9 protein-coding genes are annotated in these 12,708 nt (G+C 66.8%); 7 read left to right on the top strand and 2 right to left on the bottom strand.

Features of this window, described 5'->3' with window-relative positions:
• Positions 1-19 precede the first annotated feature (19 nt).
• The 4 genes from lpdA (at position 20) to IDT60_RS07745 (ending at position 4,401) form a co-directional block, all read left to right on the top strand.
• Positions 20-1,402 carry a dihydrolipoyl dehydrogenase gene (gene lpdA, locus IDT60_RS07760; protein ID WP_164200788.1) on the top strand — a complete coding sequence of 461 codons (1,383 nt, stop codon included), beginning with the start codon at positions 20-22 and terminating at the stop codon, positions 1,400-1,402.
• A gap of 123 nt (positions 1,403-1,525) precedes the next feature.
• Complete coding sequence (gene sucB, locus IDT60_RS07755; RefSeq protein ID WP_191081473.1) at positions 1,526-3,280, top strand: 2-oxoglutarate dehydrogenase, E2 component, dihydrolipoamide succinyltransferase; 1,755 nt, start codon at positions 1,526-1,528, stop codon at positions 3,278-3,280.
• Positions 3,281-3,427: 147 nt separating this feature from the next.
• Entirely contained in the window at positions 3,428-3,778 is a 351-nt protein-coding gene (locus tag IDT60_RS07750) for a hypothetical protein (protein ID WP_191081472.1), read from the top strand.
• Positions 3,779-3,972: 194 nt separating this feature from the next.
• Entirely contained in the window at positions 3,973-4,401 is a 429-nt protein-coding gene (locus IDT60_RS07745; RefSeq protein WP_191081471.1) for an OsmC family protein, read from the top strand.
• A gap of 100 nt (positions 4,402-4,501) precedes the next feature.
• On the opposite strand, the gene IDT60_RS07740 is transcribed toward IDT60_RS07745, so the two are convergent.
• Positions 4,502-8,023 carry a S41 family peptidase gene (locus tag IDT60_RS07740; RefSeq protein WP_191081470.1) on the bottom strand — a complete coding sequence of 1,174 codons (3,522 nt, stop codon included), beginning with the start codon at positions 8,021-8,023 and terminating at the stop codon, positions 4,502-4,504.
• Between the two features lie 82 nt (positions 8,024-8,105).
• Between IDT60_RS07740 and IDT60_RS07735 the strand changes: the two genes are divergently transcribed.
• Positions 8,106-8,996: a TIGR01777 family oxidoreductase gene (locus tag IDT60_RS07735; RefSeq protein ID WP_191081871.1), complete on the top strand. Its 891-nt coding sequence runs from the start codon at positions 8,106-8,108 to the stop codon at positions 8,994-8,996.
• Between the two features lie 21 nt (positions 8,997-9,017).
• Here IDT60_RS07735 and IDT60_RS07730 read toward each other — a convergent pair whose 3' ends face one another.
• Positions 9,018-10,811 (bottom strand): serine/threonine-protein kinase, encoded by a 1,794-nt coding sequence (locus tag IDT60_RS07730; protein WP_191081469.1) that lies wholly within the window; start codon positions 10,809-10,811, stop codon positions 9,018-9,020.
• A gap of 139 nt (positions 10,812-10,950) precedes the next feature.
• Here IDT60_RS07730 and lipB point away from each other — a divergent pair, with 139 nt between their 5' ends.
• Together lipB and lipA are read left to right on the top strand one after the other, a co-directional pair.
• Positions 10,951-11,619, top strand: coding sequence for a lipoyl(octanoyl) transferase LipB (gene lipB / locus IDT60_RS07725; protein WP_191081468.1), 669 nt, complete (start codon positions 10,951-10,953; stop codon positions 11,617-11,619).
• Positions 11,616-12,623, top strand: coding sequence for a lipoyl synthase (gene lipA / locus IDT60_RS07720; protein ID WP_191081467.1), 1,008 nt, complete (start codon positions 11,616-11,618; stop codon positions 12,621-12,623). The genes lipB and lipA overlap by 4 nt, the downstream gene beginning before the upstream one ends.
• Positions 12,624-12,708: the final 85 nt, after the last annotated feature.

Genomic DNA, 12,708 nt, shown 5'->3' with positions numbered 1-12,708 from the left:
CACGCGAGGGAGCGTCTAAGTGGCCGATCAGGCAACTGCGCAAGAATTCGACATCCTGGTACTCGGTGGTGGAAGTGGCGGCTACGCCACCGCCCTCCGTGCCGTTCAGCTTGGCTTCACCGTTGGTCTGGTTGAGAAAGGCAAACTGGGTGGTACCTGCCTGCACAACGGCTGTATCCCCACCAAGGCGCTGCTGCACTCCGCAGAACTGGCCGACCACGCCCGTGACTCCGCAAAGTACGGCGTGAACGTCACCCTGGACAGCATCGACATCACCGCTGTCAACGCTTACAAGGACGGCATCATCGCCGGCAAGTTCAAGGGCCTGCAGGGACTGATCAAGTCCAAGGGCATCACTGTCATCGAAGGCGAAGGCAAGCTGACCGCCCCGGATACCGTCACGGTCAACGGCACGGCCTACAAGGGCAAGAACATCGTGCTCGCCACCGGCTCCTACTCCCGCACACTGCCGGGCCTGGAAATCGGCGGCAAGGTCATCACCTCCGACGAAGCCCTCACCATGGACTACATCCCCAAGAGCGCCATCATCCTCGGCGGCGGCGTGATCGGCGTCGAGTTCGCTTCGGTCTGGAAGTCCTTCGGCGTGGACGTCACCATCGTTGAAGGACTGCCCTCGCTTGTCCCGAACGAAGACGCGACCATCGTCAAGAACTTCGAACGCGCCTTCAAGAAGCGCGGCATCAAGTTCTCCACCGGAGTCTTCTTCCAGGGTGTGGAACAGAACGACGACGGCGTCAAGGTCACCCTGGTGGACGGCAAGACGTTCGAGGCCGATCTTCTCCTCGTGGCCGTGGGCCGTGGCCCCGTCACCGCCAACCTCGGCTACGAGGAAGCCGGCGTGACCATTGACCGCGGCTTCGTCATCACCAACGAGCGCCTGCACACCGGCGTCGGCAACGTTTACGCCGTGGGCGACATCGTCCCGGGCGTTCAGCTGGCCCACCGCGGCTACCAGCAGGGCATCTTCGTGGCTGAGGAAATCGCCGGCCTGAAGCCCGTCGTTGTGGAGGATGTCAACATCCCCAAGGTCACGTACTCCGAACCGGAAATCGCGACCGTCGGCTACACCGAAAAGGGCGCCAAGGAAAAGTTCGGCGACGACCAGGTGGAAACCCAGGAGTACAACCTGGCCGGAAACGGCAAGAGCTCCATCCTGGGCACCAGCGGCATCGTGAAGCTGGTCCGCCAGAAGGACGGCCCCGTGGTGGGCGTGCACATGATCGGCGCCCGCATGGGCGAGCAGATCGGTGAAGCCCAGCTCATCGTGAACTGGGAAGCCTACCCGGAGGATGTTGCACAGCTCGTGCACGCCCACCCCACCCAGAACGAGTCCCTGGGCGAAGCCCACCTCGCCCTGGCGGGCAAGGCCCTGCACGGCTAACAGCCCCCCGTTTTACCGCAAGACATCAGGGTTTGGTGCACCCGGCACAATCTGCCGGGTGCACTAAGCTCGACAAGGCAGCAATCATCCGCACTAAAGAACAATAAGGAGAACGGGGACGACATGTCTGAATCCGTTAACTTGCCCGCCCTCGGTGAGAGCGTCACCGAAGGAACCGTCACCCGCTGGCTCAAGCAGGTAGGTGACCGGGTAGAGGTGGACGAACCGCTGCTCGAGGTTTCCACCGACAAAGTAGACACCGAAATCCCCTCTCCCGTAGCCGGCATCATCGAGGAAATCCTCGTGGCCGAAGACGAGACCGCCGAAGTCGGCGCTCCCCTGGTCCGCATCGGTGACGGCTCCGGCGGCGGCTCCGCCCCCGAAGCAGCCCCGGCAGCAGAAGCGCCGGCGGCTCCGGCCGAGGAAGCACCCGCACCCGCAGCCGAAGCCCCCGCCGCGCCGGCTGAAGAAGCACCCGCTGCGGAAGCCCCCGCTGCCCCTGCCGCGTCCGGTGGCGAAAGCCACGATGTCACCCTGCCCGCCCTGGGCGAGAGCGTGACCGAAGGCACCGTAACCCGCTGGCTGAAGGCCGTGGGCGACACCGTTGCCGTGGATGAGCCGCTCCTTGAGGTTTCCACCGACAAGGTTGACACCGAGATTCCCTCCCCCGTTGCCGGCACGCTCCAGGAAATCCGCGTGAACGAAGACGAGACCGCCGAGGTAGGCGCAGTCCTGGCCGTCATCGGCTCCGGCGCGGCCGCCCCCGCAGCTGCTGCTCCCGCCCCGGCGCCTGCCGCTGAGCCTGCTGCGGCTCCCGCACCGGCTGCACCTGCCGCACCCAAGGAAGAGGCAGCTCCGGCTGCCGCTCCTGCTGCACCGGCTCCTGCTGCTGCACCCGCCCCTGCTGCTCCGCCGGCAGCACCGGCACCCGCTGCAGAGCCCGCCGCCGGCGGCGAATCCGGCTACGTGACCCCGCTGGTCCGCAAGCTGGCCAACCAGCACGGCGTGGACGTCTCCTCGCTGTCCGGCACCGGGGTCGGTGGCCGCATCCGTAAGCAGGACGTACTCGCGGCGGCTGAGGCCAAGGCCGCTCCCGCGGCAGCGCCGTCAGCTGCAGCTTCTGCCCCGGCAGCGTCCGGCCCGGCTGCTTCCTCGCTGCGCGGCACCACGCAGAAGGCTCCCCGCATCCGCCAGGTCATCGCCCGCCGGATGCGCGAGTCCCTTGAGGTCTCCACCCAGCTCACGCAGGTGCACGAAGTGGACATGACCAAGGTGGCCAAGCTCCGCCTGAAGGCCAAGAATTCGTTCCAGGCCCAGAACGGCGTCAAGCTCACCTTCCTGCCGTTCATCGCCAAGGCCGTTGCCGAGGCCCTCAAGCAGCACCCGAAGCTCAACGCTGCGTACGACGAGGACAAGCAGGAAATCACGTACCACAACGCCGAGCACCTCGCGATTGCCGTTGACACGGACAAGGGCCTGCTGGTTCCCGTCATCAACGATGCGGGCAACCTCAACCTGGCCGGCCTCGCCGGCAAGATCGCCGATGTCGCCGGACGCACCCGCGACGGCAAGATCGGCCCGGACGAGCTGTCCGGCGGTACCTTCAGCATCACCAACATCGGGTCCGTTGGTGCGCTGTTCGACACCCCGATCATCAACCAGCCGCAGGTGGGAATCCTCGGCACCGGCGCAATCGTCAAGCGTGCCGTGGTTGTTGCTGACGAGAACGGTGACGACTCACTCGCTATCCGCTCCATGATGTACCTGTCGCTCACGTACGATCACCGCCTGGTGGACGGCGCGGACGCCGGCCGGTTCCTGCAGACCCTGAAGGCCCGCCTTGAAGAAGGCGCCTTCGAAGCCGACCTGGGGCTGTAACCCGCAGGCTTCAGCGAACGACGGCGGGGCAGGCGCCGGTGGGAAACCACCGGCTCCTGCCCCGCTTTGTTGTCCCGTCCGGTTTTCGCGGCACCCGCCTGCGTGGCTTTGCTACATGCCGTAGAAGGGTCTGGCTAGACTGAACCCATGATTATCGTCTACAACATCGTGGTCTTTTTGCACATCGTCGGCGCCGCCATGATCGTGGGCATCTGGATCGGGAACATGAAGAAGCCCACCGTCCACCCGCGGCAGTTTGATGGTGCCATGCTTCAGCTCCTGACGGGCATCGTGCTGATGGGCCTGATCCCGGCGCTGGATATGGACGCGAACTACTTCAAGCTCGGCGTGAAGTTCGCCATCGCCCTGGCTGTCGGCGTGCTCGCCTTCATCGGCCGGCGCAAGTACAAGAACGGTGAGGACATCAGCAAGGGCCTCGCCCACGGCGTTGGCGGACTTGCCCTGCTCAACATCGCCATCGCCACCATCTGGAACTGACTGCCCGCAGCACCACGAACGACGGCGGCGCTCCCCTCATCCGGGAGCGCCGCCGTCGCGCTTTAAGCACCTTCTGCAGTCATAATCCACTGAGAGCGGACACCCGGTGCACGCGTGCACCGGAATCCCTAGGATGGGAACCGGCGGGGCACGGCAATGGCCGCCCCGGTTCGAATCGACTTTGAGGAGTGGACATGGCAGCAACACGCAGCGCGCACACAGTATGGAACGGCGACCTGATGTCAGGATCGGGTCAGACGACCCTGGACAGCTCCGGCCTGGGCACCTTCGACGTCACCTGGAAGGCGCGCACCGAAGCGGCCGAGGGCAAGACCAGCCCCGAAGAGCTGATCGCCGCAGCCCACGCCAGCTGCTTCTCGATGGCGTTCAGCAACATGCTTGCCCAGGCCGGTCACGCCCCCGAGGAAATCAACACCAAAGCGGACGTCACTTTCGTGCCGGGCACCGGCATCACCGGAAGCCACCTGACGGTGTCCGCGAGGGTCCCTGGCCTCTCCGAAGAGGAGTTCCAGCGGATCGCCGGCGAGGCCAAGACCGGCTGCCCGGTCTCCGGTGCCCTCGCCAGCATCAAGATCACCCTGGACGCTTCCCTGCAGTCCTGATCCGGCAGGCGGTGTAAACCGCCGTTGGTCATGGAAAAGGCCCTGCCCCGCCCGGATGACCGGACGGGGCAGGGCCTTTGCTGTGGGTTCGGAACGCTGGTTAGGCGCCGTTCCGGCGGGCCGGGAGCGGGGCCGGCCGCAGGAGGCGGTAGCCTTCCCGTGCCGGGGGCTTGTCCGTGGGCAGCTCCTGAATCATTTCCTTGAGTGCCCCGATGCCGTATTCGAGCTGCGGATCCGTGCCCGCGGCGTAGGCGTGCGGGGGGAAGGTGACCTCGATATCCGGGTCAACGCCGTAGTTCTCCACGGACCATCCCACGCCGCCGGCAAACCAGTTGGCATACCGGGGCTGCGTCACGCCCGTGCCGTCGGCAAGGGCGAACCTGTTGTCGATGCCCACCACGCCGCCCCAGGTGCGGGTGCCGATCACGGGGCCGATTCCCCGCAGCTTGGACACCTGGGTGATGATGTCGCCGTCGGACCCTGCGAACTCATCGGCGAGGATGATCACCGGGCCGCGCGGGGCGTGGTGCGGGTAGGTCCGGGGGCGTTCGCCGCGCGGCATGCTCCAGCCGGTAACCTTGCGGCCGATCAGCTCGGCAACAAGCTGGGACGTGTGCCCGCCACGGTTCCGGCGGACATCCACGATCAGCCCGTCCAGCGCTGTTTCGGTGTCCAGGTCCCGGTGCAGCTGGGCCCAGCCGTTCGCCATCATGTCCGGAATGTGCAGGTACCCGTAGCGCCCGCCGGAGGCCTCCCGGACGGTCCTGCGGTTTGCCGCGACCCACTCCTGGTAGCGGAGGCGCTCCTCGTCCCTGACGGGGACAACCGCGATGCGCCGCTGTTTGCCTGCCTCGGCTCCGTGTCCTGCCCCGTTCCGGAGGGTCAGCTCCACGGCCCGCCCGGCGGCGCCCACCAGCTGCATGGCCGGCGACACGGAATCGGACAGGGGCACGCCGTCAATGGCCAGGAGAACGTCCCCGGCCATGGCGGCAGCGCCCGGCCGGGTGAGCGGAGAGGTGGCCAACGGATCGGAGGACTCCCCCGCCAGGATGCGGGTGATTTCCCAGCCCTCGGGGGTCAAAGCCAGGTCCGCGCCCAGACGGCCCTGGCCGTTGCTGCCGTTTTCCGTCACCATGGCCGGCTTGACGTACGCATGCGACGTGCCCAGTTCGCCGTGGAGTTCCCAGAGCAGGTCCACCAGGTCGTCATGCGAACCCAGCCTGTCCACCAGCGGGCGGTAACGCTTGTGGACCGACTCCCAGTCCTGGCCGGCCATGTCCTCCGCCCAGAAGAAGTCGCGCTGCAGGCGCCATGCCTCGTCAAAGGCCTGGCCCCAGACGCTGAGCGGGTCCATCATCACGCGGATCCTGCCCAGGTCAACCTTGACCAGCTGGCCTGATTCTTCATCGGCCTTGGCATCCGCAGGAACAACACTGACCTGCTTGTCGCTGATCAGCACCACCTTCTTGCCGTCCCCGGAGAGCCGGTAGCTGTCCAGGGCTTCAACCAGTGTGGCCGGCTTGCGCCGGGCGAGGTCAAACCGGACCAGGCTGGGGCGGGCGTCCTTGTCTTCCTTGCTGGCCTTGCCGTCACCGGTGACGCCCGCGAGGGCCCAGTCCAGCCACAGCAGGGCACCGTCCGTGGCCCTCAGCGCGGTGTAGTTGCCCTGCGGCACCGGGACACCGATGACACGGTGGGCCAGTCCTTCGGAGTCCACCCGGACCGGGGCAACGTCTGCCCCGCCGGTTTCTTCGTCGATGCCTGCGGCGGGCGCCATGTCCACTGCCGGGCCAAAGGGCGAAGGCGTGGTGGCTGCAAGTGCCACGAGGTACGGCTTGATGGGGCTCGGGAAAGACAGGTCGAACGAGTGGCCGTCATAAACAGGGTCGAAGCTGCGGTTGGACAGGAAGGCCAGGAATTTTCCGTCGGGCGTGAAGCTTGGCGACTGGTCGCAGAAGCGGCCGTCGGTGACCTCCACCGGGCTGCCGCCTGGTTCCGTGACGCTGGCAAGCCGCAGCCGGCTTCTGGAACCGAACGACGTGACCGGCTCAGACCAGGCCAGCCACTGCGAGTCCGGCGACCATGCCAGTTCCTCAATGGTTCCCTCGCCGATGCTGGTGACCAGCGACAGCACGCCCGTTGACGTGTTCGCCACATACACATCGCCGAAGGAGGTTCCCACGGCCAGCCACTTGCCGTCCGGGCTTGCTTCCAGTGCGCTGGCCCGTGTCGGCTTGGGGAAGGCGATGCGGGTGGTTTCAGGTCGCTGTACGTCGGCAGCGGCGGCGCCCGTGGCCTGGCGAACAGCCACCGCACCGGACTCAGCAGCGGCATCGTCTGAGCCCGCGTCGTCGGCCACCGGGACCACGACGTCGGCAGTCGCCACAGCTGCCTTGCCCGCGGCAGGCACCGGCCGGGGCAGTGCCGCCGCCTGGTGTCCGGCCGGAGCCTCGGTCCGGGCCGTACCGGGGGCTGCGTTCGGAGATGCTGTGCCGGCAGGAGCGTGTGCAGCAGTAGTTGTCGGGGCGGTAACCTCGGCCGCGATTTCCTTGATGTAGATGGCCTCTACGCCGTCGTGGTCGGCCACATAGGCGAGCCGGCCGCCGTCGACCGGCCGGGGCAGCCGTGCCCGGACGCCGGGTGTGGCCTCCACAATGCGGGAGGGGCCGTCCTTGTGCCGGATCCAGTGCACGGTGCCGTGGGCCTCGACGGCACTGGCGGAACCGCCGGCGTCGGGAACGGCCTCGCCCAGATGCCTGGCTGCTTTCAGAAGGGCCGGGCGCCGTGATTGCGAGGCCGAGCCCAGGGTGATGTCCAGCCGCACCGCATCCGACGACAGATCGTTCAGGACCCAGAGCTCACCCGCGGATTCGAAGATGACCCGCTCGCCGTCGCTGGCGGCGTGCCTGACGTAGAAGTCCTCGTGGTCCGTGTGGCGGCGCAGGTCGCTGCCGCCGGGAAGCACGGAGTAAAGATTTCCGTACCCTTCGTGGTCTGACAGGAACGCGATCCGGCCGCCAACCCAAAGGGGATCGGTAAGGTTTCCCTCCAGCTCAGGAACAAGCCGTTCGAACTCGCCGTTTCCGTCGGCATCAATCCAGAGCTTGCCGGCTGTCCCGCCGCGGTACCGCTTCCACCAGGCAGGTTCGCGCGAGAGAACACTGGCCAGGACAACCGGGCGCTCGTCGCCGACTTCGGGGCCGAATGCCACTGATTCGACAGGCCCGAACGGGAGTTCCTCAGCCCAGCCGCCGTCAACGGGGACGGTGTAGGCATACGTGTGCCGGCTCTCGGCCTGGCGGAAGGCACTGGTCACCACCACGTCGCCGCCGGCGGTGAAGCCCTTGACCCTGGTGCTGCTGTGGCCGAAATAGGTCAGCTGCCGGTAGCCGCCGCCATCCACTTCCGCCGATACGACTTCCGGCGCGGTGCCCTGGATGACAGTCCAGACGAGACGCTTGCCGTCAGGCGTGAAGCGCGGGTTGCGGGCGGGCAGCTGCAGGGAAGAAACACGCCACGCCCGGCCACCGCTGAGGGGCGCAATCCAGACGTCGTCCTCCGCCACAAACGTGACCAGATCGCCGTGGACATGCGGAAATCGGAAGTAGCTCGAAGAAGTCATCGTTCGATCATAGTCAACCTGCGCTGACGTCGACGGGAGGTAGTACGGTTCCGTCAGGGTGTCCGCCGTGGTGAGATGGACCATGCACATCGTCATCTCCGGCGCCTCCGGCCTGATCGGGACCCCGTTGTCAGCTTCGCTGCGGCAGGCCGGCCACGAGGTAGTCACCCTGGTTCGCCGCAAGCCCGCCTCTCCCGCTGAAATACAGTGGGATCCCGAAGCTCACCGCCTCGACCCGGCGGCGCTGGCCGGCGCTGACGCCGTGATCAACCTGTCAGGAGCTGGGATAGGCGACCGTCCCTGGACCAGTTCCCGGATCAGGGAGCTGCTCAGTTCACGGCTCAGGGCAACGGGCACCCTGGTTGAGGCCATGGGTAAGCTCGAAAACCCGCCGCGGACATTCATCAGCCAGTCCGGGGCCGATTTCTACGGCGATTCGGGGTCCGCGCAGCTTCGCGAAGATGCCTCGCCGGGTTCCGGCATCCTCGCCCGGATCTGCGTGGAGTGGGAGGCCGCCGCGCACGAGGCGCCGGCCGGCGTCCGCGTGGTCACCACCCGTTCCGGGATTGTCCTCAGCCGCTCGGGGGGCTCCATGGGGCGGCTGTTGCCGCTGCTTCGGCTCGGCGTAGGCGGTCCCCTGGGCAATGGCAGGCAGTATTGGCCCTGGATTACTTTGCCGGACATCTGCGCCGTCTTTGAGTTCCTGGCACGCTCGGACATTCACGGCCCGGTGAACGTGTGCGCCCCCCAGGAAGCGGACGTGAACTCATTGATCGGAGCGCTGGCCTCGGCGCTGCACCGTCCGGCCTTCTTTCGGGTGCCGGCACCGGCACTCCGGCTGGTCATGGGCAAAATGGCCAACGAACTCCTCCTGTCCGGCAAACGGATGGAGCCGGCAGTGCTGGAAGCCGCCGGATTCCAGTGGCAGCATCCGTCCCTCACCCAAGCTGCGGCGTGGGTGGCCGCCCGCTGAGCGAAGCCCGGGGCCGGACCGTCAGGAGCCTGGCAGAACATCCGTAATCCGCCACTGCCCGTCCAGGAAAACGAGCACGAGCCGAAGGACCTGTTCCGTGCCAGGGGCGCCGGCGGCCAGCACCTGGCCCGCACTGTCCTGTTCCACATAGGACGAGGTTGCCGACGTCACGCCGACTACCGCCTGGCTGGCTGAACGTCCCTGCTCGACCTCGATGTTGGAGACCGTGCTGGAGAAACCGGCCAGGAGCCGCCCGGATGCCTGCAGCTCGTCTTTGAGCCGCGCATCGGCGGCGGCCGCCGTGGAGCCCGGCGCGTTAACAAGGTCCAGGAGCTCCAGCCTGCCGGAGCTGAACGCCAGCGACCGCACGGCAGCCAGCGCGCGGACTGCCTCGGCCGGGTCAGTCGAACCGAGCTGCGCCGCGACGGCTGCCGGAATCCCCGTGTCAGCATTGCCAGGTGCCGCCGGCCCGTCAGTGTTCCCGCCCGGACCACTCTGCGTGCTGTCCGCCAGCTCAGTGCCGACTATCTGTGGTCCTGCCCCGGCCGGGCCTTCCAGCGGTCCGCCCGGGCCAAACGCGCCGGCCGTCCAGATGGTGCCGGCCGCCACGGCCACAGCGCCTGCCGCCAGCAGAAGCGTCCCGCGCCTTTGCCCTGCCTTCGGCACCACATTGCTCCTGCGATCGGGCCCGGATGGTTCAGCGCCGGGCTTCATGGGTCCCAGGTTCTTCGCCCGCCGCGTTTCACCCGGAACCACTGCGTGCTTTCCCCGCGGCACGGGCTTATCGCTTTCCGGGAACGGCAGCTTCTGGCGCGCCCCGACCAGCCCGGACCAGCGCGACGTCGACAGCCTGCGTCCCCAGGCCCGCAGGCCGCTCCGGACGGCCCCCTCGGGATGTTCCGGGACACGACGCCGGGTCAGAAGCTGCGGGATAACGGTGGCATGGACGGAGGACGCGAGATCTATGGGCAAGGGTGGCGCGCTGCGGTAGATCGCCGTCGCCAGCTCCACGGCACCGGGCCGCAGCCGCCGGTCCTCGTTAAGGCCTGCCTCCAGGGCGGCGGCCAGCTCCGGCGGCACATCCGGGAGGAGGAGGGACAGGGGCGGCCGCTCCGCGGTCCGGCGCGGCGGCTCACCCGTAAGGCAGTACCACCCCAGCGCCGCCAGCGAGTACACGTCGCGTTCCGGCTGGAGTCCGGCCCGGATGGCGTCCACCGGGGCCGGGTCCATAAAGCCAGCCGTGCCGCAGTCCGGCACTGCCGCGGCGTCGCCTACCATCCTGGCAATGCCGACGTCGGACAGCATCGGTTTGCCGTGCCCGGTAAACAGGACATTTCCCGGCGAGACATCGCCGTGAGTGAAACCCTTGGCGTGCAGGTAGCCCAGTACCTGGGCGATAGGGGTCAGCACCGTCACCGTCTCCCCCACGGGAAGTTTGCGCCGGCCTCCCACAAGCTCTGCAAGCGAGCCGCCGGGCGCATAGTCCAGCAGCAGGCCGATTCCGCCGGCGCCCGTTTCCGCGGTCCCTGCCGGCCCCGGTTTCGGCGTGAACCTGACGGCGTCATGGGCCTTAATAAGATGCTGATGGTCGAGTACGGACAGGATCCGGATTTCCCGGCGGAGGCCCTCATCTGCTGCTGCACCCGCTGGCCAGGGATCGGCGGCCCGCCGGCCGTGTTTGACGCCAAGGCATTTCAACGCAAAGTCGCGGCCGGACCTTTCCTCGGTGACCAGCCAAACGGTTGAACTTCCGCCTCTGCCCAGCACCCGTCCCACCATAAAGCCGGGCACGTCCGGAGCAGTGAAATCATCCATGGGTCATGTCTAGCGGATTCCGCGGAAGCCTGCAGAAGTTATCCACAGGGCTGCCCCGTCCAGTGCAGTGGCCGGCAGTGTATGAGAGGTCCGCCACTTATATCGGACCCCTTACAAACCGGGGTCTAAGCTGGATGCCATGACTCTTGAGTTTTCACAGGTGGGTCTCGCCCCGGACTTCGTTGACTACGTCCGCGGCTGGGACCTACAGCGCGAAATCCACGCCAAAGTCGTCGCGGGCCAAGCGCCCAGCACAGTTCTCGTCCTCGAACATGCGGCTGTGTACACGGCCGGCAAGCTCACAGAAGAGCACGAGCGCCCGTTGGACGGCACCCCCGTGGTGCCAGTGGACCGCGGCGGAAAGCTGACCTGGCATGGCCCCGGCCAGCTGATCGCCTACCCCATCCTCAAACTGAAGAACCGCTCGGGCATCCGCGACTATGTTGAGCGGCTCGAGGCCGTCATGATTGCCGTCATGGCGGACTATGGCATTAACGCCGGGCGCATCCAGGGACGCGCCGGAGTGTGGATCCCCGCGGACACCAAGGGTCCGGACCGGAAGATTGCCGCCATCGGCATCCGTGTCCTGGACGGCGTCACCATGCACGGGGTCGCCATCAACTGCAACAATGACCTGGCACCCTATGGCCAGATCATCGCCTGTGGCATCACGGACGCCGGCGTTACCACGATGTCCATCGAAGCCGGCAAAAACATCAACCCGAGCGATATCGCCGAACGGTTTATGGACGAGTTCCGCAAACACGAAGAAGCGCTCGTTTCAAACCCCGAAGGAGCGCTCCTGTGACATTGGCACCAGAAGGCCGGAAGCTGCTGCGCGTTGAGCAGCGTAACTCCGCTGTACCCGTGGAGCGGAAGCCGGAGTGGATCAAGGCCAAGGTCCAGATGGGTCCTGAGTATGTCCAGCTCAAGAACCTGGTCAAAAAGGAAGGCCTGCACACGGTCTGTGAAGAGGCCGGCTGCCCGAACATTTTTGAGTGCTGGGAAGACAAGGAAGCCACGTTCCTGATCGGCGGGTCCGAGTGCACCCGGCGCTGTGATTTCTGCCAGATCGATACCGGCAAGCCCTCCCCGGTGGACATGTTCGAGCCCACCAAGGTGGCCCGGAGTGTCCAGGCCATGCAGCTGCGCTACGCCACCGTGACCGGTGTGGCCCGCGATGACCTCGCCGATGAGGGTGTGTGGCTGTACGCCGAGACGGTCCGGAAGATCCACGAGCTGAACCCGGGCACCGGCGTGGAGCTGCTGATCCCGGACTTCTCCGGCAAGCCCGAGCACATCGCGGCGATCTGCGATTCCAAGCCCGAGGTGTTCGCGCACAACGTCGAGACCGTGCCGCGGATTTTCAAGCGGATCCGGCCCGCGTTCCGGTACGAGCGGTCCCTGGATGTCATCACCCAGGGCCGGGCCCTGGGCATGGTGACCAAGTCCAACCTGATCCTGGGCATGGGCGAGACCCGCGAGGAAATCTCCGAAGCCCTGCGGGACCTGCACGAGGCCGGCTGTGACCTGATCACCATCACCCAGTACCTGCGCCCGTCCGAGCGGCACCTGCCGGTGGACCGCTGGGTCAAGCCCCAGGAGTTCGTGGACCTCCAGGACGAGGCCAACGAGATCGGCTTCCTCGGCGTCATGTCCGGGCCCTTAGTCCGGTCCTCCTACCGTGCCGGCCGGCTCTGGGCCACCGCGATGCGCAAGAAGGGCTGGGAAATCCCCGCCGAACTCGCCCACATCGAGTCCTCCGGCAGCACCCGCCAGGAAGCCAGCTCCCTGCTGGCCGCACGTTCCTGAGCTGCAGCGCGTTGTGCCTGAGGGCCGGCACCGGACAATGTCCGCCGTCCGGCCCTCAGCCATAAATCACGTAGAATTGAGGCAC

Source organism: Pseudarthrobacter sp. BIM B-2242 (genome assembly GCF_014764445.1).
GTDB classification, from domain to species: domain Bacteria; phylum Actinomycetota; class Actinomycetes; order Actinomycetales; family Micrococcaceae; genus Arthrobacter; species Arthrobacter luteus_A.
The sequence above is the reverse complement of the archived record's forward strand: the minus strand, read 5'-3'. Positions and strand labels throughout refer to the sequence as shown.

What these genes read in the sequence shown, in the direction of transcription:
- sucB (WP_191081473.1), top strand. Translation starts at nt 1,526, where the DNA reads ATGTCTGAATCCGTTAACTTGCCCGCCCTCGGTGAGAGCGTCACCGAA.
- IDT60_RS07750 (WP_191081472.1), top strand. Translation starts at nt 3,428, where the DNA reads ATGATTATCGTCTACAACATCGTGGTCTTTTTGCACATCGTCGGCGCC.
- IDT60_RS07745 (WP_191081471.1), top strand. Translation starts at nt 3,973, where the DNA reads ATGGCAGCAACACGCAGCGCGCACACAGTATGGAACGGCGACCTGATG.
- IDT60_RS07740 (WP_191081470.1), bottom strand. Translation starts at nt 8,023, where the DNA reads ATGACTTCTTCGAGCTACTTCCGATTTCCGCATGTCCACGGCGATCTG.
- IDT60_RS07735 (WP_191081871.1), top strand. Translation starts at nt 8,106, where the DNA reads ATGCACATCGTCATCTCCGGCGCCTCCGGCCTGATCGGGACCCCGTTG.
- IDT60_RS07730 (WP_191081469.1), bottom strand. Translation starts at nt 10,811, where the DNA reads ATGGATGATTTCACTGCTCCGGACGTGCCCGGCTTTATGGTGGGACGG.
- lipB (WP_191081468.1), top strand. Translation starts at nt 10,951, where the DNA reads ATGACTCTTGAGTTTTCACAGGTGGGTCTCGCCCCGGACTTCGTTGAC.